Below are 23,890 nucleotides of genomic sequence, written 5' to 3'. Positions count from 1 at the left end.
GCTACGCGATGCTTACTTCCACAACGCGCAGCGCGTTTCCTGCTTGGTGCCGAACGCCTGTTCGCCCGGAATCGTCGCGAGCACCTTGTAGTAGTCCCACGGCTCCTTCGATTCCGACGGCTTCTTGACTTCCATCAGGTACATGTCGTGGATCATGCTGCCGTCCTGGCGGATATAGCCCTTCGCGTAGAAGTCGCTGATCTTGATCTTCTTCAGCTCGGCCATCACCTTGTCGGAGTCGGTCGTACCGGCGGCCTGCACGGCCTTCAGGTACGTCGTCACCGACGAGTAGTCGGCCGCCTGCAGGCTCGACGGCATCTTCTTCATCTTGCCGAAGTAGCGCTGCGCCCACTGGCGCGACGCCGCGTCGCGATTCCAGTACCAGCTGTCGGTCAGCACGAGGCCCTGCGTCGTTTCGAGGCCGAGGCTGTGCACGTCGTCGATGAACATCAGCAGCGCGGCGAGCTTCATCGTCTTCGTGATGCCGAACTCCTTCGCGGCCTTGATCGAGTTGATCGTGTCGCCGCCCGCGTTCGCGAGGCCGAGGATCTGCGCCTTCGACGATTGCGCCTGCAGCAGGAACGACGAGAAATCCGACGCGGACAGCGGGTGACGCACCGCGCCGAGCACCTGGCCGCCGTTCGCCTTCACGACGTCCGACGTGTTCTTCTCGAGCGCCTTGCCGAACGCGTAGTCGGCCGTCAGGAAGAACCAGCTCTTGCCGCCCTGCTTCACCACCGCCGAACCGGTGCCCTTCGCGAGCGCCATCGTGTCGTACGCGTAGTGGACCGTGTACGGCGTGCACTGCTCGTTAGTCAGCGTGTCGGCGCCCGCGCCGATGTTGATGTAGACCTTCTTCTTCTCGGCCGCGACCTGGTTCATCGACAGCGCGGTCGCGGAGTTCGTGCCGCCGACCAGCAGGTCGAGCCCGCCGCGATCCATCCATTCGCGCGCCTTCGACGCGGCGATGTCGGCCTTGTTCTGGTGATCGGCGTAGACGACCTCGATCGGCTTGCCGAGCACCTTGCCGCCGAAGTCCGCGACCGCCATGCGGATCGCCTCGAGACCGCCCTGCCCGTCGATATCCGCGTAAAGCCCCGACATGTCGGTGATGAAGCCGATCTTCACGGTATCCGCCGCGTGGGCGGCGCCGGCGGTGAACGCGGCGGCCGCGAGCGCGAGACAGGCCTGTGCGAGGGTCTTCATTTTCATTGACGTCTCCTGTTGTTCTGATGCGTTGTGGTTGTTCGAGAGCCGCCACGGCTAGCGGCAACGGAAACGGGGCGGCGTCACACGCCGAGCAGGTCGTGCAGGATCGGCATCTTGCCTTCCAGTTCGGATGCACGGAAATGCTCGACGATGCGGCCATGCTCCATCACGTAGAAGCGGTCGGCGAGCGGCGCGGCGAAGCGGAAATTCTGTTCGACCATCACGATCGTGTAGCCGCGCGCCTTCAACGCGACGATCATCCGTGCGAGCGCCTGCACGATCACCGGCGCCAGGCCTTCGGAGATCTCGTCGAGCAGCAGCAGGTTCGCGCCGGTGCGCAGGATCCGCGCGACCGCGAGCATCTGCTGCTCGCCGCCCGACAGCCGCGTGCCCTGGCTCTGCCGGCGCGACGCGAGGTTCGGGAACATCGCGTAGATCTCGTCGAGCGACATCGCGTGCTCGTGCGGCCCGATCAGCGGCGGCAGCATCAGGTTCTCCTCGCACGACAGGCTCGAGAAGATCCCGCGCTCCTCCGGGCAGTAGCCGATGCCGTAATAGGCGATGCGGTGCGTCGCGAGGCCGATCGTCTCGTGGCCCGCGACCTTGATCGACCCGCTGCGACGGCCCGTGAGGCCCATGATCGCGCGCAGCGTCGTCGTGCGGCCCGCGCCGTTGCGGCCGAGCAGCGTGACGACCTCGCCGCGATGCACGGTCAGGTCGACGCCGTGCAGGATGTGGGATTCCCCGTACCAGGCCTCCAGGCCCGTGATCTCCAGCGCAGGCGTACCGCTCTCGACGCCGCTCAATTCGCGTTCCTCCCGTTCGCTGTGCTTCATGCGTGCGCCCCCGCGAGCGCGGCATCGGCGCTGCCCATGTAGGCCTCGATGACGAGCGGATTCTTCGACACTTCCGCATACGAGCCTTCGGCCAGCACCTCGCCGCGTTGCAGGACGGTGATCGTGTCGGAGATCCCCGCGATCACGTTCATGTTGTGTTCCACCATCAGGATCGTGCGGCCGCTCGCGACCTTCTTGATCAGCGCGGTCACGCGGTCGACGTCCTCGTGGCCCATCCCCTGCGTGGGCTCGTCGAGAAGCATCAGTTCGGGCTCCATCGCGAGCGTCGTCGCGATCTCGAGCGCGCGCTTGCGGCCGTAGGCGAGCTCGACGGTCGGCACGTGCGCGAAATCGGTGAGGCCGACCTGCGTGAGCAGATCCATCGCGCGGTCGTCGAGCCGCTTCAGCGTGCGTTCGCTGCGCCAGAAATGGAATTCGGTGCCGAGTGCCCGCTGCAGGCCGATGCGCACGTTCTGCAGCGCGCTCAGGTGCGGGAACACGGCCGAGATCTGGAACGAGCGGATGATGCCGCGCCGCGCGACCTGCGCGGGCCGCTCGTCGGTGATGTCGATGCCGTTGAAGACGATCTGGCCGGCCGTCGGCGTCAGAAATTTGGTGAGGAGGTTGAAACAGGTGGTCTTGCCCGCGCCGTTCGGCCCGATCAATGCGTGGATCGCACCGCGCCGCACACGCAGGTTGACGCCGTTCACGGCGGTGAAGCCCCTGAATTCCTTCGTCAGTCCGCGTGTTTCCAGAATCGTGTCGCCGAGAATCATGTTCCCTTCCGTACGAAGTCAGGCGAAGCACCGGGAAGCCTGGCGCAAGCGGCCGCGAACGGGTCAGCGGATCAGCGGGCTGCCCCCGGGCGCCGTGGTACGCCTCGAGGGTGGTCTCCCGCGCCGACGCGTATGCACATTGCGCAACATTGTCGCGCCGTTGGTGCAGTGCAATCATCGGGATTTGCACTTATAGGGATGGCCGCCTTGTCGGACGCGGCTGTGCACGGTTTTCACCGCGTTTTTTTGATACGTGCATCATCACGCGTTGACCGGTTGCAGGACGTGGCACGCACATGCCGAAAAAAAGCCGCGCGACGGCGCGGCTCGCACGGATCTTGCCGTTCGAAAGCGACGGCAGCTTGTTTCGCATATCGAATCAGCGGGCAGTCGCATGACGGCCTGCCGACACGCGTGTCAGCGGGCCGTCATGCTGCCGTCACCGCGGCCTCGGTGCGCACCGGCGTCGTTTCGCGCGCCGCACGGCGGTCGGCACGAATCATGTCGCTCGCGCGCTCGGCGATCATCAGCGTCGGCGAATTGGTGTTGCCCGACGTGATGAACGGCATCACCGACGCATCGACGATCCGCAACCCGGCGATGCCGCGCACCCGCAGCCGGCTGTCGACTACCGCGCGCTCGTCGTCGGCGCGCCCCATCCGGCAGGTACCGACCGGGTGGAAGATCGTCGTGCCGACGGCGCCGGCCGCCTCGATCAGTTCGGCCTCCGTCCGGTACTGCGGGCCCGGCAGGACTTCCTCGGGACGATAGCGCGCGAGCGCCGGCGCGGACGCGATCCGGCGCGTGAGGCGCAGCGCGTTCGCGGCGACGTGCCGATCGTGATCGGTCGACAGATAGTTCGGCGCGATCGCCGGTGCGCTGCCCGGATCGGCGCTCGTGACGTGCACGCTGCCGCGCGACGTCGGCCGCAAATGGCAGACCGACGCCGTGAAGGCGTTGAAGCCGTGCAGCGGCTCGCCGAAGCGTTCGAGCGACAGCGGCTGCACGTGGTACTGGAGATCGGGGCGCGTGAGTGCGGGATCGTCCGGGTCCGATTTCGCGAATGCGCCCAGTTGCGACGGCGCCATCGACATCGGCCCGCGCTGCAGCAGCGCATATTCGGCGCCGATCATCAGCTTGCCCCACCAGTGCGCGGACAGCGTGTTGAGCGTGCGCACGCCGTCGACGCGAAACGCCATCCGCAATTGCAGGTGGTCCTGCAGGTTTTCGCCGACGCCCGGCAGATCCTGCACGACGTCGATGCCGAGCGCCTGCAGCCGCCGGCCGTCGCCGATGCCCGACAGTTCGAGCAGTTGCGGCGAATTCACCGCGCCCGACGTCAGCAGCACTTCCGCCCGCGCCCGCGCGACGTAATCGGCGCCGCCGCCGCGGTACTCGACGCCGACCGCGCGCCGCCCGTCGAAGATCACGCGCTGCGCGTGCGCGCCGGTGATCACGGTCAGGTTCGGGCGCACCATCGCGGGCCGCAGGAACGCCTTCGACGTATTCCAGCGCACGCCGCGCTTCTGGTTCACTTCGAAGTAACCGACCCCGGCATTGTCGCCGCGGTTGAAATCGTCTGTGGCGGGGATGCCCGTCTGCTGCGCGGCCTGCGCGAACGATTCGAGGATCTCCCAGCGCAGCCGCTGCTTCTCGACGCGCCAGTAGCCGCCCGCGCCGTGCGCGTCGCTCGCGCCCGCATGGTGATCCTCGCTGCGCTTGAAGATCGGCAGCACGCTGTCCCACGACCAGCCGGCGTCGCCGGTTTCCTGTGCCCAGTTGTCGTAGTCCTCGCGCTGACCGCGCATGTAGATCATCCCGTTGATCGACGAGCAGCCGCCGAGCACGCGGCCGCGCGGATACGACAGTGCGCGGCCGTTGAGCGCCGCTTCGGGTTGCGTCTTGTACAGCCAGTCGGTGCGCGGGTTGCCGATGCAGTACAGATAGCCGACCGGGATATGAATCCAGTGATAGTCGTCCTTGCCGCCCGCTTCGAGGAGCAGCACGCTGATATCGGGATCCTCGGTCAGGCGGTTCGCGAGCACGCAGCCTGCGGTGCCCGCGCCGACGATCACGTAGTCGAATTCGCCTTCGAGCGTGCGTTGAGTAGTCACTGGTTGTCTCCTGTCGATCCGAGTAAGTGCTTCAGCACTTACTCGGATCCCATGGCGTGGTTGGATGGAGTCAGCGCTTCAGCGCCTACTCCATCCCCACGGCGGTCGATCAGCGTTAGCGCTTTAGCGCTTACGCTGGCCCCATGGCGTGGCTGGACGGAGTCAGCACTCCAACGCTTACTCCATCCCCACGGCGGTCGACCCGAGTTAGCGCTTTAGCCCTTACCCGGCCCCCATGACGTGGCTGGACGAAGTCAGCGCTTCAGCGCTTCCTGCGCTCCATGCAAACCTCTTTGTTGTGCACCGCGCGGCGCAATACCGCGCGCATTTTCAGCATAGTGCGTCGCGCCGCGCCTGCGGCCCGCGCGCCACGACCCGATGAAGCGTACTCCCGCGCCCGGCCGCCGATCCAATGAGTTATGCTGAACTGCGTTATAAGCCGCGCTCATATCACGACGATGGATCTCGCCCTGCTCCGCGCGTTCGCGACGGTCGCCCGCGAAGGCAACCTGACGCGCGCGGCCGCGCAACTGCACCTGACGCAACCGGCCGTCAGCCTCCAGATCAAGCATCTGCAGGAAACGCTCGGCGTCGCGCTGTTCACGCGCACGTCGCGCGGGCTCGCGCTCACGCGCGACGGCCAGACGCTGCTGCCGCATGCGGAACGCGCGCTCGCCGCCGCCGCCGACGTGCAGCGCGCCGCGGCCGCGCTGCGGCACGAGGTGCGCGGCCGGCTGCGGATCGGCACGATTCTCGACCCGGAGTTCCTGCGGCTCGGCGGCTTCCTGCGCGCGCTGGTCGAGACCCATCCGCAGATCGAGACCGCGCTGCGGCACGGGATGTCGGGCTGGGTGATCGAACAGGTGCGCGCGCAGGCGCTCGACGTCGGCTACTACATCGGCCGGCCGGGCGAGGACGATCCGCTCGACGGCGCGCTGTTCCACACCCTCGCGCTCACGCATTTCGAGTACCGCGTGCTCGCGCCGGCCGGCTGGAAGGAGCGCGTGCAGCGCGCGCACGACTGGCGCGCGCTCGCCGCGCTGCCGTGGATCTGGACGCCGCCGGCGTCCGCGCACCATCGGTTGCTGTCGCGGCGTTTTGCGGACGCCGGCGCGCAGCCGGTGAAGGTCGCCGAGGTCGACCAGGAGCAATCGATGCTCGACCTCGTCAAATCGGGGATCGGGTTGACGCTCGCGCGCGATTCGACCGCGCTGGCCGAAGCGCACGCGCATGCGCTGACGATCGTCGAGCGCGTGACGGTGCCGACCGAACTGACGTTCGTGACGCTCGCCGAGCGGCGCGACGAACCGGCGATCGCGGCCGCGCTGCGGCTGATCGAAGCGCAGTGGGCGATATGAGCGTGGCTGATGTCGATGCGGCCGGTCGCGCAGCGGGTTTCGGTGCCCGACGCATTGCGCGGATCGCCGTTGCGGATCGATCGCCCGCCCCGCGTCGTGTCGCCGCGTGCCGTCCGCTCGTCACGCCACCATCGCAGGCTTTTTGCTAGATTGTGCGTTCGCACACCGCGAGACCCCGATTGAAGGAGACCCGCATGGCCCGCAACATCGAGATCAAAGCCCGCGCCCGTGAATTCGACCGGCTGCGCGAACAGGCGGCTCAGCTCGCGACCGAAGCGCCGTTGTTCTATCGCCAGCAGGATTTCTTCTACGACGTGCCGCGCGGCCGGCTGAAGCTGCGCCGCTTCGAGGACGGCACGCCGGCCGAGCTGATCTTCTATCAGCGCGACGATCGCGACGGCCCGAAGGCGTCGTACTACACGCGCAGCCCGGTGACGAACCCCGATGCGATGCATTCGCTGCTCGCGACCGCGCTGACCACGCGCGGGATCGTGACGAAGGAACGGCACGTGTACCTCGCGGGCCGCACGCGCATCCACCTCGACCGCGTCGACGGGCTCGGCGATTTCATCGAGCTCGAAGTCGTGCTCGGCCCGGATGACGACGAAGCCGGCGGCGAAGCCGAAGCGCACGAGGTGTTCGCGAAGCTCGGCGTGGCGCAGGACGATCTCGTCGCGGTCGCGTACGTCGATCTGCTGAACGCCGACGCCCACCCCGAAACGGCCTGAACCAGCCCCGCCGAGGGCGCCCCGCGCGGGCCGCTCTCGGCGCCGGCGCCGCGGCCCCTTCCCGTCACGCGGCGCCGGGCGCCAGATGCGCGAGCGGCAGCGCGCCGTTGCGCTTGAAGGTCGTCAGCACGATATTCGAGCGCACGCTGTCGACGCCCGGCACACGCATCAGCTTCTTCATCACGAACTGCGACAGCGCGTTGAGATCCGGCGCGACGATCCGCAGCAGGTAGTCGGCATCGCCCACCACCGCATGGCATTCGAGCACTTCCGGCAGCACGTCGATCTGCTGCTGGAACTGCTCGATGATCGAATCGCCGTGATGCTTGAGTTTCAGGCTCGTGAACGCGGTCACGCCGAGCCCGAGCTTTTCGGGCCGCAGCATCACGCGGTAGCCTTCGATCACGCCGGCCGCCTCGAGCCGCTGCAGCCGCCGGCCGATCTGCGACGGCGACAGCGGCACCTCCTCGCCCAGCTGCTGATGGGTCGCGCGACCGAAGCGCTGCAGCACGTCCAGCAGCGCGAGATCGAAGTGATCGAGTTCCAGCATGAGTATTCTCCGCATTGATCCTTGATTTAATGCACGATTATCGCATTATCGAGCAATTCAACGCCAACCATGCGCCCAATCCGCGCGCAGCCCGCTCTACACTTGCATGATCTCAACCCCAGCGTGCAGAGCCTGATCATGTCCACCGTCGTCACCGCGAAACTGCAGGAGCAGTTCGACGCGGGCCTCGAAACCCGCGCCGATTTCACCATCGACCAGCCGCTTCAGCGCTACGGCCAGGTCGACCACGCGGTGTGGAAGCAGCTCTATGCACGCCAGTCGACCCTGCTGCGCGGTCGCGCGTGCGATGCATTCGTCGCCGGGCTCGGCAAGATCGAGCTGCCGGCCGATCGCGTGCCGTCGTTCGCCGACGTGAACCGCCAGTTGAAGCCCGTGACCGGCTGGGAAATCGTGGCGGTGCCGGGCCTCGTGCCCGACCGCGTGTTCTTCGAGCACCTCGCGAACCGGCGTTTTCCCGTCACCTGGTGGATGCGCCGTCCCGACCAGCTCGACTACCTGCAGGAACCCGACTGCTTCCACGACCTGTTCGGCCACGTGCCGTTGCTGATCGATCCGGTGTTCGCCGACTACATGCAGGCGTATGGCCGCACCGCGCTCGCGGTCGCCGACGACGAAGCGGCGCTGGCGCGGCTCGCGCGCCTCTATTGGTATACGGTGGAATTCGGGCTGATCCGCGACCCGCGCGGGGTCGACGGGCTGTCGATCTACGGCGCCGGGATCGTATCGAGCAAGGGCGAAAGCCTGTACAGCCTCGAAAGCGCGGCGCCGAACCGGCTCGGGTTCGACCTCGAGCGCGTGATGCGCACGCAGTACCGGATCGACACGTTCCAGAAGACCTACTTCGTGATCGACGATTTCACGCAGCTGTTCGCGCTCGCCGACGTCGACGGCCGCGCCCTGGCCAGCCGGCTCACGGCGCTGCCCGAATTTCCGGCCGGCGCGGTGCTCGAGACCGACCGCGTGCTGCATCGCGGCACGGGCGAGGGTTGGCCGGACGACGACGACGCGTGATGCGCCGGGCGCCGCGGCGCCCGCCGGTTGCCCGTCGCCGGCCGCCCGTCGCCCTTCCCGCAACTATGAAACAATGAACGACGCCGGCTTCGCCGCGCGGCGCAGCCGCGGGCGGACGCCGTTACCGAACGAGAGGTGCAAGATGATTCACAAGCTCACATCCGAAGAACGCAAGACCCGGCTCGAAGGCCTGCCGCTCTGGACGGCCGTGCCGGGCCGCGACGCGATCCAGCGCCGCCTGCGCTTCGCCGATTTCAACGAGGCATTCGGCTTCATGACGCGTGTCGCGATCAAGGCGCAGGAGATGAATCACCATCCGGAATGGTTCAACGTATACAACCGCGTCGACGTCACGCTGTCGACCCACGACGCCGACGGGCTGACCGAACGCGACATCGAACTCGCGCGGTTCATCGACGGCGCCGCCGCGCACGCGCAACCGGGCGCCTGAGTATCGCCTCTACCGCCGCGCGTCCTTTCGATGCGCGGCGCGTCAACTTTTCATTTCGCTAAACGTTTTCTAGGATGTACTCAGCGAAAGCCTTCAGCTTTCCAAGCCATCCTTAAGGCGCACGTAAGTCTCGTACGCTTTCCGCGCCTTGGGGTCCAAACCTTCCAGTTGCAGCGCGCTTTCGCGCTGTACAATCAGCAGCGCATACGGCTTGGAGAGCGCGCTGGCCTCTTCGCAGAGTTTGAGTTCGTCGCCGCTCGATGGCGAGCGGGCGCGCCAGAAATTGATCGCGGCTTCTAGGTCGTGGATCGAAATATCGGACATGATTGGATCTAATCGTTCGCTGGCCGCCATGCTTGATGTCAGGCGATGCGGCGTCCCTGTGGAAACGGCTTCGTGCTGTCCGCGTGCCTGAACCGCCAACCCATTGTACTTGAGCGAACTTCATGCGACTCCTTCTGATCGAAGACGACCGCCCCATCGCACGCGGTATCCAGAGCAGCCTCGAGCAGGCTGGCTTCACCGTCGACATGGTGCATGACGGCATTTTTGCCGAGCAGGCGCTGGCACAGAACCGCCACGAACTCGTGATCCTCGACCTCGGCCTGCCGGGCATCGACGGGATGACGCTGCTCACGCGCTTTCGCCAGACCAACCGCCACACGCCCGTGATCGTGCTGACCGCGCGCGACGAGCTGAACGACCGGATCCAGGGCCTGAACTCCGGCGCCGACGACTACATGCTCAAGCCGTTCGAGCCGGCCGAGCTCGAAGCCCGCATCCGCGCGGTGATGCGCCGCAGCGGCCCGCACAGCGACATGCCGCGTCCGGAAGTGTCGCTCGGCGGCGTTCGCCTGTCGGGCGTCGACCGCCGCATCTTCAACGACGACAAGCCGCTCGAACTGTCGCCGCGCGAATTCGCGGTGCTCGAGATGCTGCTGCTGCGTCACGGCCGTGTCGTCAGCAAGGCCCAGTTGCAGGATCACCTCACGCACTTCGGCGGCGATCTCGGCGACACCGCGATCGAAGTCTACGTGCACCGCGTACGCAAGAAACTCGAACAGTGCCGGGTCGAAATCGTCACGGTGCGCGGCTTCGGCTACCTGCTGCAGGAAATCCGCCAAACGGCGAGCGTCTGAGCGACGCGCGCGCCGGTCGGCCGCGTGCCGCCGGCGCATGCGCTGCTCCGCGTCGCCGCGCCCGGCGCACGACCGCGCCGCTCCCCGTGAGCGGCGCTTATCCATTTGCCCGTCGAAATGTCCCCTGATCCGGCTGTGACCACCAGCCTGCGCCGCTCGCTGCTCCGGCGCCTCGCCGCGCCGCTGTCGATGCTCGCGCTGATGAGCGGCCTGATCGCCTACTGGCTCGCGTGGCAATACACGCAGCACGTGATCGACCGCTCGCTCGCCGATCTCGCGACCGCCATCTCCAAACAGATCCAGATCGCCGGCCCCGACGCGCCGTTCACGGTGCCGCCGCTCGCGCAGGCGATGTTCTCCGATCCGGCCGAAGCGCTGATCTACCGGATCAGCGACGGCGAGCAGGAACTCGCCGGCGATCCGAAGCTGCCGCTGCAGGGCATCAACGTGCGCCGCATGCATCATGCGTACGTGTTCGAGGCCGAATACGACAACCGCGCGGTGCGGGTCGCGCAGGTGCGCGTCGACAACGTCGAAGGCGGCCGGCCGATGGTCGTCGAAGTCGCGCAGCCGGTGCGGCACCGCTACCGGATCGCGGCCGAATTCCTCGTCGCGATCATGATGCCGCTGCTGCTGTTGCTGCTCGCGGGCTGGGGCATCGTGTGGCGCGTCGTGAACCAGCAACTGGGCCCGCTCACGCATCTGGCCGATTCGCTGAACCGGCAGACCCACACGTCGCTGGAACCGGTCGACGAAACCGACGTGCCGCTGGAGATCCGGCCGCTGACGAGCGCGATGAACGCGCTACTCGGCCGTCTGAAGACCGCGCTCGACGCGCAGCGCAAGTTCATCGCCGATGCCGCCCACCAGTTGCGCACGCCGCTCACCGCGGTGAAGCTGCATGCCGAGCAGGCGGTGGTCGCGCGCGACCCGCACCAGACCTTCGCCGCGGTGCGCGAGCTGCGCGCGGCCGCGGACCGCGCGGTGCGGCTGTCCAACCAGTTGCTGTCGCTCGCGCGTGCCGAGCCGGGCGAACAGGCCGCGCGCTTCGTCGACGTCGATCTCGCGGCGATGGCGTTCGAGACGGGCGCCGAATGGGTGCCGCGCGCGCTCGCGTCGCATGTCGACCTCGGCTTCCAGCGCAGCGACGACGCGGGCGACGACGAGACGCTGATCGTGCGCGGCAACCCCGTGCTGCTGCGCGAGGTGATCGCGAACCTGCTCGACAATGCGCTGAAGTACGTGCCGCTCGCGCGGCCGGACGGCGCGCGGATCACGGTGAACGTCGCGCGCGCCGCGCTCGAGGACAGCCAGCCTGCCGCCGAGATCGTCGTCGAGGACAACGGCCCCGGCGTGCCCGCGAACCAGCAGGCCGACCTGTTCAAACGCTTCTTCCGCGGCGACGCGCAAAGCGGCAACGGCGTCGAAACGGGCGCCGGGCTGGGGCTCGCGATCGTGCACGACATCATCGCGATGCACGGCGGCACCGTGTCGTACGAGGATGCACCGGAAGGCGGCTCGCGCTTCGTGGTGAGGGTGCCGCTCGCCGCGCGCACGGAGAAGCCGGCCGGCGAAACGCCGGCTGCGGCGCCGACGCACTGAGCGATTCGCGGCGGGCGGCCGTCGGTCCGTCGACCGGGCGGCCCGCCGGAGAACGAAAGCGAACGACGGCCCGCTACGACGCGCCAACCGTCGGCCGAAAAGACAGCGGCAGCGCGAAATGCGCTGCCGCCTGCATCACTTCCGGTTCTTCTTGTCCTTCGAACCGGACGCGGATTTGCCGTCCTTCTTGTCCTTCTTCTTTTTCTTCTTCCCGCCTTCGTCGGACGTCGCGAGCAACGTGCCGCGGCACGACTCCGCCCCGCAGTGGCACGCGTATTCGCGCTTGAGCTTCTTCGTCAGCTTCGCGTCGATCACGAGGCCGTAGTCGTAGAACAGCTCCTCTTCCGGCGCGATGTCGCGCAGCGCGTGGATGTACACGCGGCCCTTGACTTCCTCGGCTTCGCAGTTCGGCGCGCACGAATGGTTGATCCAGCGCGCGCTGTTGCCGTCGATCTTGCCGTCGATCACGCCGCCTTCGTCGAGTGCGAAGTAGAACGTATGATTCGGCTCGCTCGGGTCGTGCGGATGACGACGCAGCGCTTCCTTCCACGAGATTCGCTCGCCCTTGTATTCCACTACGCGCTCGCCGGCCTTGATCGGCGCCACGGCGAACACGCCCTTGCCGTGTACTCCCGAGCGGCGCACCGCGATCCTGCGTGAACTCATCGAACGAATCCTTGTGAAGACGACTTGTATGGAAGCGACCGCGAACGCGGCCGGGCGCCGCGCCAAACGAAAACGCGGCACCGGTCGGTGCCGCGTCGGGGCATGCGGCGAATCACCCGCATCCTACACGTTCACGATTGCTTCGTTCAACATCGCGCGCAATATTGCGCGATGCGCTCAGCGCTGGCCGAATGCGACGTCGCCGAACAGCGCCTTGTGCTCGCGCGGCTGCGAGCGCCAGTATTGCGGCGGCGCCGTCACCTGCGCGCCGAGTTCGGCCGCCGCGTGCCACGGCCAGCGCGGGTCGTACAGCATCGCACGCGCCATCGCGACGAGATCGGCATCGCCGGCCTCGATCAGCCGGTTCGCATGCTCGGGTTCGTTGATCAGGCCGACCGCGATCGTCGGCATGCCGACCGCCCGCTTCACGGCCTGCGCGAACGGCACCTGGTAGCCGGGCGACAGCGGAATCTTCTGCAGCGGCGACACGCCGCCGGACGACACGTCGATCCAGTCGCAGCCGCGGCGCTTCAGTTCGTGCGCGAACGCGATCGTATCGTCGAGCTCCCAGCCGCCTTCGACCCAGTCGGTCGCGGACACGCGCACGCCGACCGGCCGGTCTTCCGGAAACGCGGCACGCACGATCTCGAAGATCTCGAGCGGAAACCGCATCCGGTTTTCGCGCGAGCCGCCGTATTCGTCGGTGCGCCGGTTCGCGAGCGGAGACAGGAACTGATGCAGCAAGTAGCCGTGCGCCGCATGCACTTCGATCGCATCGATGCCGAGCCGCGCAGCCCGCCTGGCCGACGCCGCGAAGGCTTCCCGGATGCGGTTCAGACCCGCGGCATCGAGTGCGAGCGGCGGCGTCTCGCCGTCCTTGTGCGGCACGGCCGACGGCCCGTGCGGCAACCAGCCGCCCTCGGCGACCGGCACGAGCTGGCCGCCTTCCCACGGCGCCGCGCTCGACGCCTTGCGCCCCGCATGCGACAACTGCATCGCGACGCGGACCGGCGAATGCTTGCGGATCGCGGCCAGCACCGGCTTCAGCGCGGCTTCGGTCACGTCGTCCCACAGGCCGAGGTCGCCATGCGTGATGCGCCCATCGGGTTCCACCGCGGTCGCTTCGATGCACAGCAGCCCCGCGCCCGACAGCGCGAGATGGCCGAGATGAATCATGTGCCAGTCGGTCGCTTCGCCGCGTTCGGCCGAGTACTGGCACATCGGGGAGATCACGATCCGGTTCGGAAGGGTCACGCCGCGCAGCGTGAACGGGGAAAACAGCGCAGTCATGGAAGCCGCTCGCCAGGAAAGGGAAAGAGCGGACGAGCGTAGCACGCACGCTCGAAGCGTGCAGACGGCGCGATCGACAGTAAGCGGATGGTCAGGTGCGGCCGGCCGGATGCCGGCGATGCGCGGAATGTGCGGTGTCCGGCGACGCGCCGGCCCACACCGGATGCAGGCTGGGCTCAACCGTTGCAGCGGGCGGGGCTGCCCGCGACGTCAGAGCCCGACGCTGTCGAGCCACTCCGCGAACATGCGTCGTGCGGCCGTCTCGAGCGCGGGGCCGTGCTGCGCGGTATCGGCACGCAGCTGGCGCGCGTCGATGCCGGGCGTCGCGGCGATTTCGCCGGCGTTCGCGATCAGCCACGGTTCGAAGCGATCGGTACGGATCTCGGGATGACATTGCAACGCCAGCACGTGCTGCCCCCATGCGAATGCCTGGTGGCGGCAGGCCGGCGTCGACGCGAGATGGATCGCACCGCCCGGCAGGTCGAACGTATCGCCATGCCAGTGCAGCATCGACGTCGTCGCGCCGTCGAGATGGCGCAGCGGCGACGCGCGGCCGGCGTCGGTGAGCGTCAGCGGCGCCCAGCCGAGTTCGTGCCGGGCGGCCGGATAGACGTGCGCCCCGAGCGCCCGCGCGATGAACTGCGCGCCGAGGCAGATGCCGAGGATCGGCAGCCCCGCGTCGATGCGCTGGCGCACGAGCGCCAGGAGCGGCGCGATCGTCGGATACTGCGCGTCGTCGTACACGCTGAGCGGCCCGCCGAGCACGACGAGCAGCGACGGCTCGAGCACGTCGAGCACCTCGACCCGCGACGATCCGACATCGACATAGCGCACCCGTCGACCGCGTTCGCCGAGCACCTGCTCGAAGCTCCCGAGATCCTCGAAATGCACGTGGCGGATCGCCACGACTTCAGCGTTCATCATCGGCCTCCCGGTCGATCGACGGACGTCAGCCAGCGAAAATCTTCCAGGTCTTCTTCTGCGTCGCCGCGTCGGCTTCTTCCTGCACCGCGCAGTCGAGACGCAGATCGCTGTCGGACATCGAGATGTCGAGCGCCGCGCAGTGATGCACGGTCTTCTTCGACAGCTTGCCCGGCTGGAAATGCGTGCACGTGAGGCACATGCGTTGCGGCGGCGTCGCGCCGGCCACCTGCAGCTCGCGCAGCGTCTTCAGCAGCGCGCGATACAGCGTGCCCTGCTCGTCCGCGCCGAGCTTGCCGACCGCTTTCGTCAGGAATTCAGGCCATTGCAGTGCCTTCTTCGCGGCCGTGCGGCCACGCGCCGACAGGCGCACGGCCAGTGCCCGGCCGTCGTCCAGCGCACGGCGCTTCTCGACGAGCCCCTTCGTCTCGAGCGTGCTGACCGCATCGCTCGTCGTGGCCGCAGTGAGCTGCGTCTCGCGCGCGATCTCGCCGAGCCGCATCGGGCCCTTGCGCTGCAACAGCAGCACGAGAATCTCGCCCTGCGTCGGCGTGAGGCCAGCGCCTTCCGCCCAATCCCATGCCTCGCTCCGCATGGCCGTGCTCAACCGCAGCAAGCTGTGGGTCACACGTCCCGCAGCCTGGTTCCCGTAAACGCCTTCGCTCATAGTCTTTTCGCTTTTCCGCCGCCCGGTTGGCCGAGCGGCCGTAGTGTGGAGATCGAATCCCGTCTCAAAACAGACGCACGCTCTCGAATGCGTCAGCACGGCCGTCGCGAGGCACACGCGGCGGTCGCGTTCGCGGCGACCGGAGAGACACGCATCGTTTCCGGCATCCGCAAAGCCGTCATTCTAAGCGAGAGCGGAAAATCGCACAGCTAAGTTATCCCCTGCACACTGTGGAAAATCACTGGATAACCGCAATTTTTCGTTGTGCGCGCAATGTCGCGCCCCCGCGAAGCGGGGTGCACCGGTATTTTCCCGTTTGGATCGGCCCCCGGCCGCACGCGGGTGATCCACCGGGTTATCCCGCCCGCAGAGCATTGACTTTGCAGTGGAATATCGGGTTATCCACAGATTTTCAGGACGACTGGCGACGCGTTCGGCCGGACACGGCAGCGCGCGCCATTCAGCGAATCGCGCCGCGGTCGATCCCGCAATCTGCAAAACATTTTTTCACTCGCGCCAACGTAAGCACTGCTGCCGGACCGTCTCGTTCAGCGATTTTTCCTGTTTGAAAACGGTTCTCAACCACGATGCGTCGTTCACGCGCGCCTTCGCGAGCGCGCCGATCTCGTCGAGCGCCGCGCGCGAACCGAGCGCGGCCGCATGCGGCGCGATCCGGTCGAGCGTGTCGAGGATGTCTTCCGCGATCGTGCGGCGCTCGCCCGTCTGAGGATTCACGCAGGTGCCCTCGAGCCCGAAGCGGCACGCTTCGAAACGGTTGAACGTATAGACGAGGTAATCGTCCTCCGACAGCTTCAGCGGTCGGTCGGTCAGCAGGTAGCGTGCGAGCGTCTGGATGTAGCAGGCGATCGCCGCCGCGCGATCGACCGACAGCGGCGTGTCCATCACGCGCACCTCGATCGTGCCGTAGCCGGGCTTCGGCCGGATATCCCAGTAGAAGTCCTTCATCGAGTTGACGACGCCCGTGTTCACCATCTTCGTGAAGTACTCCTCGAAGCCGTCCCACGTCAGCACGAACGGCGCGCGGCCCGACAGCGGGAACGCGAACACCGAATTCAGGCGTGCCGAATGGAAGCCCGTATCGACGTTCTGCACGAACGGCGACGACGCGGACAGCGCGATGAAGTGCGGAATGAAGCGCGACATCGAGTGCAGCAGGAACAGCGCGCTGTCGGGATCGGGGCAACCGATGTGCACGTGCTGGCCGAACACGGTGAACTGCTTCGCGAGATAGCCGTACAGCTCGGAGATGTACTGGAAGCGCGGCGCATCGTAGATCTGCCGGTCGCTCCATTGCTGGAACGCATGCGTGCCGCCGCCGGCCAGCCCGACGTTGAGCTGGTCGGCCGCCTTCACGAGCACGTCGCGGATCGCATGCAGCTCGCTGACGGCCTGCTCGTGCGAATGGCAGATGCCGGTCGACAGCTCGATCATGCTTTCGGTGATTTCCGGCGTGATGTTGCCCGGAAAGGTCTCGCCCTGGATCAGCCGCATCAGGTCGGATGCCGCTTTGGTCAGATCGTAATTGTGCGTGTTGACGACCTGGATCTCCAGTTCGACGCCGAACGTGAACGGTTCGGAATTGACGAAGGTTTCGAGTGCCATGGCAGGTTCCGGAATCAGTTGCCGTCGCTGCGTTCGCCGACCGCCGACAGGCAGCGGTAGACGACGAACGGGCTGACGAGCTGCAGGATCACGATCGAGCACATCACGATCGCGCGCAGGTGCGGGTCGAAATTCGGATAGAGCTGGTAGGTGTCGTCGACGAGCAGGTACGACAGCGCGGACATCGGCGTGAGCGCGATGCCGAGCGCGACGCCCTGCTTCATCCCGAGACCGCTCGGCTTCGCGAACGCGACGACGCCGGCCAGTTTCGCGGCGAGCCGCGTGACGATCAGCACGATCGCGAGCAACCCGCCGAGCGCGATGTCGCCCCACGTGAACGACGTGAGCGTCAGCACGAACAGCACCACCGTCAGCAGCCAGCCGGCCGTGCCGAAATGCTCGGGCCACAGCTGCGGCCGCGCTTCGAGGTTCTTCACGATGATGCCGGCGAGCAGCAGCGTGAGCAGCGTCGACAGCTTCAACGCCTGCGCGACGGCAATCGCGAGCATCACGAGCCCGAACAGCGCGACGAACGAATGCTCGTCGCGCATCGTCGCGGTCATGTGGCGGAACAGGTAATTGCACGAACGCGCGACGAGATACGCGACGATGAACGAACCGGCGAGCAGGTAAAGCGGTTGCAGGATCGTCGCGAAAACGTTGCCGTACGCTTCCTGGTGCAGCCAGCTCGTCACGAGCTTGGTCAGCACGATCGCGTACACGCTGTTGAGCGCGGTGAGCGTGATGAGGCGTTGCGACACCTGCCCTTCCGCGCGCAGTTCGGTCTTGAGCTGGATCACCATCGACGGCGACGTCGCGATCGCGATCGCCGACAGCACCAGCGCGACCATCCCCGATACGCCGAGCGCGAGCATCACGAACAGCACGAGCACGAACGTGAGCGTGGCTTCCGCGAGGCTCGACGCGACGAGCCACGGATTGCGCCGGATCCAGCGCAGGTCGAGGCGGCTGCCGAGTTCGAACAGCAGCAGGCCGAGCGCGACGTCCATCAGCAGCCGCGAGGTTTCGTCGGTGCTCGCGTCGATCACGCCGAAGCCGAACGAACCGGCGATCAGGCCGATCACGGCATAGCCGGTGATGCGCGGCAGACGCCACGCGCGATAGCACAGCTCGCCGCACAGGCCGGCTGCAAACAGCGCGAGCCCGGCCCAGAACACGGCATCCGGCGCGAGCGGCCAGTTGGGCAGGAATGAGAACGCCGACTTCATCGTGGTGACTTCTCCTTTGGAAGCAACCGCCAGCGACGCGGGGTCAAGCGACAGGAATGGATACGCGCCGGCTGGGTATTGCCCCGAATGTGATTGTTGTGCTCGACGACGGCGGTACATGGGGTCCGCCTGTTCCGCCACAGGGTGGAACGTCGTTCAGGTTGCCGATCTGGATTGTCGGCCTGGTGTGTGAACGGACTGGCGGACTCGAAGATTCAGATTCGAAATCGTGCCGACCGTTCCGTTGAAGCATGTCCGGCGCCTGGCCGAACGAACGCGAAGGAAACCGATTGTGCCACAGCTTTTTCGTTCCGGAACCGACCGAATCGACTCGCGGCGCTGTGCGGCACCACAGGTCTTTGGTTTCAAAGGTTTACTCGTATATATACGTAGTAGAAGTTAACAAAGGACGCACAGTTCTGTGGATAACTCCGGTTTACGCTGTTGGATCAATGCGTTGGCGAAACCATAACCGGTTGCACAGGCTGTTCGTGCACAGACGTTTGAGTTGAGCAACTTTTGGGCCGCTTCACAGCTGTGCGGAGTTGCCCAGTTTACGTCCACTGTGATTACACACGAAGTACGCGCGGATTCCGCGCGGTTATCCACAGCATTGCGTGGATAACCTTGCGCGGGAAAATCGGGAAACTGTGAGGAAGACGCGGCCGGTCAGCCCGTCGAACCGACGCGGCGTGCGCGCAGCGCGCGGATCAGGAAGCGGGCGGGATCGACCGCGTCGGCGAGTTCGCGCTCGAGCGGCCACGGCTCGCCTTCGAGTTGCGAGGCGATCAGCTCGGCGCCGAGCGCGGCCCACACGAGGCCGCGCGAACCGAAGCCGAATGCGCCGTAGAGGCCGGGCAGGCGCGGCAGGTCGCGCGCCTGCGCACCGCCGAGCGCGCGGGCGTTCGCGGTGGCCTGCGCTTCGTCGGCGAGCGGGCCGACGAGCGGCAGGCGGTCGCCGACGACCCAGCGGAACGCCACGCGCCCGCGCAGCGTGGCGGGGTCCGGCAGATCGCCGATCAGGCCCGGCAGCAGGTGCCGCACGCGTTCGAGGTTCTCGACGTGGCCGGCCGTACGCATCGCGGGATCGGTGTCGTCGGGTTCGAACGTCGCGCCGATCAGCAGCGTGCCGTCGGCGAGCGGGACCGCGTAACCGTCACCGATCGCCGGACACGGCAGCGGCGCCGTCGTGCCCGGCGGCAACAGCGTGAGCTGGCCGCGCACCGGTTGCAGCGCGACATGCCGCAGCCCGGCAAGACGCGCGGCGTCGCCCGCGTTCGCGAGCACGACGACGGGCGCTTCGGCCAGCGTGGCGCCGGTATCGTCGAGCGCATGCCAGGTGTCGCCCCGTCGTTCGAGCCGCGCGACGCAGGTGGACGCAAGCAGGTGCACGCGCTCGCCGGCCGCCGCATATTGCGCGGCGCACAGCCCGGCCGGCCAGACGGCGCCGCCGTGCGGAAACAGCAGGCCGCCATGCGCGACCGGCAGATTCAGGTGCGCACGCGCGGCATCGGCATCGAGCAGCGTCACGTAGTCGGACGGCGCGCCGAACCCATCGAACGCATCGCGCATCCGCGCGAAATCGTCGGCCGATTCGGCCAGATGGATCATCCCGTGCGTGCTGTGGGCGAACGCATGCCCGGCGCGTTCGAGGGCGTGCCAGCGTGCCAGTGCGTGCAGGAAGCCGCCGCGCGTGAGCCGGCTCGCGACGTTGTCGTCGCGCGTCATCAACGGATGGAAAACGCCGGCCGGGTTGCCCGACGCTTCGCTGGCGATCCGTTCGTGCCGCTCGATCAGCGTGACGTCCCAGCCGCGCGCAGCCAGGCGTTCGACCACCGCGCAGCCGGCGAGGCCCGCACCGATCACGATTGCACGGCGCGCTGCAACGGGCAGCGCACGCGGTGGCTCGTGCCGGCGCGCGCGCCAGCGCGGCGCATATTCGCCGACGAGACGATCGTCGACTTCGCGGAACGTGAAACCCGTTTCGCCGAGCGCGTGTTTCACGTCGTCGGACTTTGCATGGGTCGCAAACGTCGCGTGTTCGCCGGCGATTTTCGCGAGTGCGCGGATCCCGTCGGCCGAGGCCGCGGCGCCATCGAGAAAAAACGCGTCGGCGCGCGCGACGAGCTTCTTCGACAGCTCGATCGCATCGCCGAACGCGAGCGTGAGCACCACGCGCCCTTCGTCGAATTCGAGCCGGTGCAGGCCCGGCACGAGGATCGGCCATGCATCGATCAATGCATCGGCGTCTGCCGATATGGTTGTGTCTGCAACCATATGCGAAACCGCGCGGCGCAGGTCGTCGCGCGAGAACGGGTGCGGCTCTAGCGCGACGACATGCAGCCGTTCGCAGCGCGCAGGATCGTCGCGCCACGCGGCCCAGGCTGCGAGGAAGCCGGCGCCCGCGCCGAATCGGGTCGTGACGATCGTGAACGTTCGACGGCGCTGCCAGCGCGCGGGCAGCCCGTTGCCCGCGACGAACGCGCGATGCGCATGCGCGAGCGTGCCGGATGCGCCGCGATGAAGCTCGCCGAACTCGGGCGAGACGAGCGTGCCGTCGTCGCGAAGTGCGAGCGTGGCGGAAACAAGTCGGTCGGGCATGCGAAACAAAAAACGTGGCAGCCAAGCCTGGCAAGGGATTGCGGGAGGCCGTCCGACCGGCCGTTGGAAAAGGGCAACGGGGCGACGGACGGGCGGACCCCGCTGCGTATCCTGTCCGGTTGGCGCAGGTCAAAAAACGGGCAATCGACGATTCATTCGGCGAAATACCGATGAAAATCTTTGAAACCCTTGTCGTTATTGGGTTTGCGCTGCGCTATCATAGCAACGCCGTACCGCGGGGTGGCCGCCGGCAAGCCGGAGGGCGCGTCGCGCGGGCCAGGATTCGGCGCTGTGTCGTCGGAGTCTGACTCTCGACGGCACGGTTCGCGCACGTATAATCGGCGCGTTCGCGCTGTTCGTGTCAACCTAACCTGATAAAGGAACCTTAATGAACAAACAGGAACTGATCGACGCCGTCGCCGCCCAAACGGGCGCCAGCAAGGCTCAAACCGGCGAAACGCTGGACACGCTGCTCGAAGTCATCAAGAAGGCCGTGTCGAAGGGTGATGCGGTTCAGCTGATCGGCTTCGGCAGCTTCGGTTCGGGCAAGCGCGCAGCACGTACGGGCCGCAACCCGAAGACGGGCGAAACCATCAAGATCCCGGCAGCCAAGACGGTCAAGTTCACGGCCGGCAAGGCGTTCAAGGACGCCGTCAACAAGCGTTAAATCCGCGCCTGTTCCAGAAAAAAACCCGCCTCTCGGCGGGTTTTTTGTTGGGCGCGCGCGGCATTTTCGCCACAGTTCGCGCCGCTCTTGCAAAAATTAACGGTTATTTTTACGAGCCGTTACCACGCGCTTCACGCGTGCACGATCTGCGTGTCGCCGTGATCGTCGTCGTGCGAATCGACGTCCCACGCCGGAAACGGATCGTCGAACACCGCCCATCCCGTCGCGCCGAGTGCGAACTCCGCATCGGTCAGCAGGCACGCGTCGAGTTTCGCGCGCCACGCATCGGCGTCGAGCGCGATGCCGATCAGCACGAGTTCCTGCCGGCGATCGCCGACCGTGCGATCGTCGAGATCGCCCAGCCATTCGGCGCGGATTTCAGCGAGCAGTTCGTCGTCGTCCGGCCATTCCGCGCGATCCTGCGCGGCCCACCACGAACCGGCCGGCCCGTGCCGGCATACGCCGCCCGCCTGCGACAGCGAACCCGCGATGTCGTTGCGCGTCGCGAGCCAGAAGAAACCCTTGCTGCGCAGCACGCCCGGCCACTCCTGATGCAGCAGCGCCCAGAGCCGTGCCGGGTGAAACGGCCGGCGCGCGCGGTAAACGAAATTGCCGATCCCGAATTCGTCGGCTTCGCCGTGCACGTGCGCATGATGGTCGTCCTGGCAGTCGGGGTCGTCGCAATGCGTGTGAGCGCGGTCGAGCGACGCGAGCCAGCCCGGCGCATTCGCGGCTTCGTCGAAATCGAAACGGCCGGTGTTCAGCACTTCGTCGAGCGGCACGTTGCCGAACGTCGACACGACCTGGTGCGCGCGCGGATTGAGGCGCGCGAGGATGTGCTGCAGGCGCGCGAGATCGTCCGCGCCGACCAGGTCGGCCTTGTTGATCACCAGCACGTCGCAGAATTCGATCTGCTCGATCAGCAGCTCGACGAGCGTGCGGTCGTCGTCTTCCGACGCGGCGATGCCGCGCGTCGCGAGCGCGTCGTCGGAGCCGTAGTCGCGCAGGAAGTTGTATGCGTCGACCACGGTGACGAGCGTGTCGAGCCGCGCGATGGCCGACAGCGACGTGCCGTCGTCGTCGACGAACGTGAACGTTTCGGCGATCGGCATCGGCTCCGCGATACCGGTCGATTCGATCATGATCGCGTCGAAGCGGCCTTCGGACGCGAGGTTGCGGATCTCGACGAGCAGGTCGTCGCGCAGCGTGCAGCAGATGCAGCCGTTCGACATCTCGACGAGGCGTTCCTCGACGTGCGACAGCGCCTGCGCATCGCGCACGAGCGACGCGTCGATGTTGACCGCCGCGAGATCGTTGACGATCACCGCGACTTTCAGGCCCGCGCGGTTCGCGAGCACGTGGTTGAGCAGCGTGGTCTTGCCGGCGCCGAGGAAGCCGGACAGCACGGTGACGGGCAACGGCTGTTTCATTGCCGGATTCATGATGATATGCACCAACGGAAAAGATGAAAAAGCGGCCGCGGCGCCCTGCGGGGGCGCGACCGGCCCGCACGCGGGCGAAACGGCGGCGTCAGCCCGCATTGTGCATCAAACGCGCGCCGGCCGGCCGGCGCGGCGTCGGCCGGCGCCGCCGCGCGGCATCACTGCGCGGCCGGAGTAGCCTGGGCGGCCTGAGCGGTCTGCTGGGGCGGCAGCAGCTTCCATTGCGTCAGGATGCCGGCGATCTGCCGCGCGTACTTGTCGCGCAGCGACGGCGTTTCCGAATGATAGGCGCCGACCGCCTGCCACGTGTTGCCGTAGCGGTTCATCTTCTGCCGGAGATGCCATGCGGCGATGTACACGTTCTTGCACGGTTCCATCAGCGTGTCGCGGCCGATCCCGTAGCGCGACAGCGTCGGCAGGTGGATCGAATTGATCTGCATCAGGCCGTAGTCGACCGAGCCGTTCGTATTCTTGTTCAGCGCATCGGGCCGGTTGCGCGACTCCTGCCACGCGATCGCGCGCAGGATCAGCGGATTGACCTGCTGGTATTTGGCTGCTTCGTCGAAACAATCCGCGCGTGCGTTGCCGCTGGCGAACCACGCGCCGGCGGCGATCAACGCGATCGAAGCGAACCGTCTGTTCATCGTGCGGAAACGAAAAGGAATTGCGCGGGGCTCGGGGAAAACCCGTGCCCGTTATTAGTGCGACGAGAAACGCGCCGCCCGTATCATACCGGCAGACCGTCGGAGTGCGACAGGCAGGAATACGACAGCCCCGGTTATACCGCATTTCCGTGTCGGTTCATCGCGAAACGGGTGCGACGACGGAGGCGACGGCCGGCATGCGGAGTGTGACATCGATCCTTACATCTTGCATACGACATGCCGGATACATGTCGTATGTGAGACAGTCTTCGGATCAATGTGATATTTCGGACATGAAAAACTGCTAATGTCGCCTCTTTCGGACCTGGATCCCAGCACTACCGC

At 66.7% G+C, this 23,890-nt stretch carries 22 protein-coding genes; 7 read left to right on the top strand and 15 right to left on the bottom strand.

What is annotated here, in order from left to right; genetic code table 11:
- Nucleotides 1-12: 12 nt before the first annotated feature.
- The 4 genes from WS95_RS27010 to WS95_RS26995 all read right to left on the bottom strand — a co-directional run bounded on the left by WS95_RS27010 (nucleotide 13) and on the right by WS95_RS26995 (nucleotide 4,935).
- Nucleotides 13-1,212 (bottom strand): ABC transporter substrate-binding protein, encoded by a 1,200-nt coding sequence (locus WS95_RS27010; RefSeq protein ID WP_034209656.1) that lies wholly within the window; start codon nucleotides 1,210-1,212, stop codon nucleotides 13-15.
- A gap of 77 nt (nucleotides 1,213-1,289) precedes the next feature.
- Entirely contained in the window at nucleotides 1,290-2,045 is a 756-nt protein-coding gene (locus tag WS95_RS27005; RefSeq protein WP_059827092.1) for an ABC transporter ATP-binding protein, read from the bottom strand.
- Nucleotides 2,042-2,821, bottom strand: coding sequence for an ABC transporter ATP-binding protein (locus tag WS95_RS27000; protein ID WP_027783147.1), 780 nt, complete (start codon nucleotides 2,819-2,821; stop codon nucleotides 2,042-2,044). The genes WS95_RS27005 and WS95_RS27000 overlap by 4 nt, the downstream gene beginning before the upstream one ends.
- Before the next feature lie 428 nt (nucleotides 2,822-3,249).
- Nucleotides 3,250-4,935: a GMC family oxidoreductase gene (locus tag WS95_RS26995; RefSeq protein WP_059827090.1), complete on the bottom strand. Its 1,686-nt coding sequence runs from the start codon at nucleotides 4,933-4,935 to the stop codon at nucleotides 3,250-3,252.
- 458 nt (nucleotides 4,936-5,393) lie between these two features.
- On the opposite strand from WS95_RS26995, the gene WS95_RS26990 reads away from it, so the two are divergent.
- Both WS95_RS26990 and WS95_RS26985 read left to right on the top strand, forming a co-directional pair.
- Nucleotides 5,394-6,293: a LysR family transcriptional regulator gene (locus tag WS95_RS26990; RefSeq protein WP_059827088.1), complete on the top strand. Its 900-nt coding sequence runs from the start codon at nucleotides 5,394-5,396 to the stop codon at nucleotides 6,291-6,293.
- A gap of 194 nt (nucleotides 6,294-6,487) precedes the next feature.
- Nucleotides 6,488-7,021, top strand: a complete 534-nt coding sequence (locus WS95_RS26985; RefSeq protein ID WP_059780430.1) for a class IV adenylate cyclase — start codon at nucleotides 6,488-6,490, stop codon at nucleotides 7,019-7,021.
- Nucleotides 7,022-7,085: 64 nt separating this feature from the next.
- Here the strand turns inward: WS95_RS26985 and WS95_RS26980 are convergent, their stop codons facing one another.
- Nucleotides 7,086-7,571 (bottom strand): Lrp/AsnC family transcriptional regulator, encoded by a 486-nt coding sequence (locus tag WS95_RS26980; RefSeq protein ID WP_006408082.1) that lies wholly within the window; start codon nucleotides 7,569-7,571, stop codon nucleotides 7,086-7,088.
- Between the two features lie 138 nt (nucleotides 7,572-7,709).
- Here WS95_RS26980 and phhA point away from each other — a divergent pair, with 138 nt between their 5' ends.
- Both phhA and WS95_RS26970 read left to right on the top strand, forming a co-directional pair.
- Nucleotides 7,710-8,603, top strand: coding sequence for a phenylalanine 4-monooxygenase (phhA, locus tag WS95_RS26975; RefSeq protein ID WP_059827197.1), 894 nt, complete (start codon nucleotides 7,710-7,712; stop codon nucleotides 8,601-8,603).
- Between the two features lie 73 nt (nucleotides 8,604-8,676).
- Nucleotides 8,677-9,054 carry a 4a-hydroxytetrahydrobiopterin dehydratase gene (locus WS95_RS26970; RefSeq protein WP_257127321.1) on the top strand — a complete coding sequence of 126 codons (378 nt, stop codon included), beginning with the start codon at nucleotides 8,677-8,679 and terminating at the stop codon, nucleotides 9,052-9,054.
- A gap of 93 nt (nucleotides 9,055-9,147) precedes the next feature.
- Here the strand turns inward: WS95_RS26970 and WS95_RS26965 are convergent, their stop codons facing one another.
- Nucleotides 9,148-9,378: a DUF3717 domain-containing protein gene (locus WS95_RS26965; RefSeq protein WP_006401493.1), complete on the bottom strand. Its 231-nt coding sequence runs from the start codon at nucleotides 9,376-9,378 to the stop codon at nucleotides 9,148-9,150.
- 122 nt (nucleotides 9,379-9,500) lie between these two features.
- On the opposite strand from WS95_RS26965, the gene WS95_RS26960 reads away from it, so the two are divergent.
- Both WS95_RS26960 and WS95_RS26955 read left to right on the top strand, forming a co-directional pair.
- Nucleotides 9,501-10,193 (top strand): response regulator, encoded by a 693-nt coding sequence (locus WS95_RS26960; protein ID WP_006401494.1) that lies wholly within the window; start codon nucleotides 9,501-9,503, stop codon nucleotides 10,191-10,193.
- 117 nt (nucleotides 10,194-10,310) lie between these two features.
- Nucleotides 10,311-11,795, top strand: coding sequence for a sensor histidine kinase (locus WS95_RS26955; RefSeq protein ID WP_034209861.1), 1,485 nt, complete (start codon nucleotides 10,311-10,313; stop codon nucleotides 11,793-11,795).
- Nucleotides 11,796-11,930: 135 nt separating this feature from the next.
- Here the strand turns inward: WS95_RS26955 and WS95_RS26950 are convergent, their stop codons facing one another.
- From WS95_RS26950 to mnmC, 7 genes are all read right to left on the bottom strand, one after another.
- Nucleotides 11,931-12,461 (bottom strand): SET domain-containing protein, encoded by a 531-nt coding sequence (locus tag WS95_RS26950; RefSeq protein ID WP_034209661.1) that lies wholly within the window; start codon nucleotides 12,459-12,461, stop codon nucleotides 11,931-11,933.
- Nucleotides 12,462-12,638: 177 nt separating this feature from the next.
- Nucleotides 12,639-13,751 carry an NADH:flavin oxidoreductase/NADH oxidase gene (locus WS95_RS26945; RefSeq protein WP_059827086.1) on the bottom strand — a complete coding sequence of 371 codons (1,113 nt, stop codon included), beginning with the start codon at nucleotides 13,749-13,751 and terminating at the stop codon, nucleotides 12,639-12,641.
- 210 nt (nucleotides 13,752-13,961) lie between these two features.
- Entirely contained in the window at nucleotides 13,962-14,672 is a 711-nt protein-coding gene (locus WS95_RS26940) for a glutamine amidotransferase (RefSeq protein WP_034209862.1), read from the bottom strand.
- 28 nt (nucleotides 14,673-14,700) lie between these two features.
- Nucleotides 14,701-15,339 (bottom strand): MarR family winged helix-turn-helix transcriptional regulator, encoded by a 639-nt coding sequence (locus tag WS95_RS26935; protein WP_034209663.1) that lies wholly within the window; start codon nucleotides 15,337-15,339, stop codon nucleotides 14,701-14,703.
- Nucleotides 15,340-15,846: 507 nt separating this feature from the next.
- Nucleotides 15,847-16,962 carry a YbdK family carboxylate-amine ligase gene (locus WS95_RS26930; protein ID WP_059827084.1) on the bottom strand — a complete coding sequence of 372 codons (1,116 nt, stop codon included), beginning with the start codon at nucleotides 16,960-16,962 and terminating at the stop codon, nucleotides 15,847-15,849.
- Nucleotides 16,963-16,976: 14 nt separating this feature from the next.
- Complete coding sequence (locus WS95_RS26925; RefSeq protein WP_034209665.1) at nucleotides 16,977-18,191, bottom strand: cation:proton antiporter; 1,215 nt, start codon at nucleotides 18,189-18,191, stop codon at nucleotides 16,977-16,979.
- Nucleotides 18,192-18,860: 669 nt separating this feature from the next.
- Nucleotides 18,861-20,792, bottom strand: a complete 1,932-nt coding sequence (gene mnmC, locus WS95_RS26920) for a bifunctional tRNA (5-methylaminomethyl-2-thiouridine)(34)-methyltransferase MnmD/FAD-dependent 5-carboxymethylaminomethyl-2-thiouridine(34) oxidoreductase MnmC (protein ID WP_059827082.1) — start codon at nucleotides 20,790-20,792, stop codon at nucleotides 18,861-18,863.
- Between the two features lie 388 nt (nucleotides 20,793-21,180).
- On the opposite strand from mnmC, the gene WS95_RS26915 reads away from it, so the two are divergent.
- Nucleotides 21,181-21,459, top strand: coding sequence for an HU family DNA-binding protein (locus tag WS95_RS26915; RefSeq protein WP_006401505.1), 279 nt, complete (start codon nucleotides 21,181-21,183; stop codon nucleotides 21,457-21,459).
- A 131-nt stretch (nucleotides 21,460-21,590) separates the two neighbouring features.
- On the opposite strand, the gene WS95_RS26910 is transcribed toward WS95_RS26915, so the two are convergent.
- Both WS95_RS26910 and WS95_RS26905 read right to left on the bottom strand, forming a co-directional pair.
- Nucleotides 21,591-22,901: a GTP-binding protein gene (locus tag WS95_RS26910; RefSeq protein ID WP_059827196.1), complete on the bottom strand. Its 1,311-nt coding sequence runs from the start codon at nucleotides 22,899-22,901 to the stop codon at nucleotides 21,591-21,593.
- Between the two features lie 158 nt (nucleotides 22,902-23,059).
- The gene (locus WS95_RS26905) at nucleotides 23,060-23,545 is read right to left on the bottom strand and encodes a lytic transglycosylase domain-containing protein (RefSeq protein WP_034209667.1); all 486 of its coding nucleotides are present in this window, start codon (nucleotides 23,543-23,545) and stop codon (nucleotides 23,060-23,062) included.
- Nucleotides 23,546-23,890: the final 345 nt, after the last annotated feature.

It is taken from the genome of Burkholderia sp. MSMB1826, assembly GCF_001526325.1.
Classification (GTDB): Bacteria; Pseudomonadota; Gammaproteobacteria; order Burkholderiales; family Burkholderiaceae; genus Burkholderia.
This window is presented reverse-complemented; position numbering and strand designations above follow the sequence as displayed.

Excerpts from the sequence above, each read along its gene's own strand:
- WS95_RS27010 (WP_034209656.1), bottom strand. The coding sequence starts at position 1,212 with ATGAAAATGAAGACCCTCGCACAGGCCTGTCTCGCGCTCGCGGCCGCC.
- WS95_RS27005 (WP_059827092.1), bottom strand. The coding sequence starts at position 2,045 with ATGAAGCACAGCGAACGGGAGGAACGCGAATTGAGCGGCGTCGAGAGC.
- WS95_RS27000 (WP_027783147.1), bottom strand. The coding sequence starts at position 2,821 with ATGATTCTCGGCGACACGATTCTGGAAACACGCGGACTGACGAAGGAA.
- WS95_RS26990 (WP_059827088.1), top strand. The coding sequence starts at position 5,394 with ATGGATCTCGCCCTGCTCCGCGCGTTCGCGACGGTCGCCCGCGAAGGC.
- WS95_RS26985 (WP_059780430.1), top strand. The coding sequence starts at position 6,488 with ATGGCCCGCAACATCGAGATCAAAGCCCGCGCCCGTGAATTCGACCGG.
- WS95_RS26980 (WP_006408082.1), bottom strand. The coding sequence starts at position 7,571 with ATGCTGGAACTCGATCACTTCGATCTCGCGCTGCTGGACGTGCTGCAG.
- phhA (WP_059827197.1), top strand. The coding sequence starts at position 7,710 with ATGTCCACCGTCGTCACCGCGAAACTGCAGGAGCAGTTCGACGCGGGC.
- WS95_RS26970 (WP_257127321.1), top strand. The coding sequence starts at position 8,677 with ATGAACGACGCCGGCTTCGCCGCGCGGCGCAGCCGCGGGCGGACGCCG.
- WS95_RS26965 (WP_006401493.1), bottom strand. The coding sequence starts at position 9,378 with ATGTCCGATATTTCGATCCACGACCTAGAAGCCGCGATCAATTTCTGG.
- WS95_RS26960 (WP_006401494.1), top strand. The coding sequence starts at position 9,501 with ATGCGACTCCTTCTGATCGAAGACGACCGCCCCATCGCACGCGGTATC.
- WS95_RS26955 (WP_034209861.1), top strand. The coding sequence starts at position 10,311 with ATGTCCCCTGATCCGGCTGTGACCACCAGCCTGCGCCGCTCGCTGCTC.
- WS95_RS26950 (WP_034209661.1), bottom strand. The coding sequence starts at position 12,461 with ATGAGTTCACGCAGGATCGCGGTGCGCCGCTCGGGAGTACACGGCAAG.
- WS95_RS26945 (WP_059827086.1), bottom strand. The coding sequence starts at position 13,751 with ATGACTGCGCTGTTTTCCCCGTTCACGCTGCGCGGCGTGACCCTTCCG.
- WS95_RS26940 (WP_034209862.1), bottom strand. The coding sequence starts at position 14,672 with ATGAACGCTGAAGTCGTGGCGATCCGCCACGTGCATTTCGAGGATCTC.
- WS95_RS26935 (WP_034209663.1), bottom strand. The coding sequence starts at position 15,339 with ATGAGCGAAGGCGTTTACGGGAACCAGGCTGCGGGACGTGTGACCCAC.
- WS95_RS26930 (WP_059827084.1), bottom strand. The coding sequence starts at position 16,962 with ATGGCACTCGAAACCTTCGTCAATTCCGAACCGTTCACGTTCGGCGTC.
- WS95_RS26925 (WP_034209665.1), bottom strand. The coding sequence starts at position 18,191 with ATGAAGTCGGCGTTCTCATTCCTGCCCAACTGGCCGCTCGCGCCGGAT.
- mnmC (WP_059827082.1), bottom strand. The coding sequence starts at position 20,792 with ATGCCCGACCGACTTGTTTCCGCCACGCTCGCACTTCGCGACGACGGC.
- WS95_RS26915 (WP_006401505.1), top strand. The coding sequence starts at position 21,181 with ATGAACAAACAGGAACTGATCGACGCCGTCGCCGCCCAAACGGGCGCC.
- WS95_RS26910 (WP_059827196.1), bottom strand. The coding sequence starts at position 22,901 with ATGAATCCGGCAATGAAACAGCCGTTGCCCGTCACCGTGCTGTCCGGC.
- WS95_RS26905 (WP_034209667.1), bottom strand. The coding sequence starts at position 23,545 with ATGAACAGACGGTTCGCTTCGATCGCGTTGATCGCCGCCGGCGCGTGG.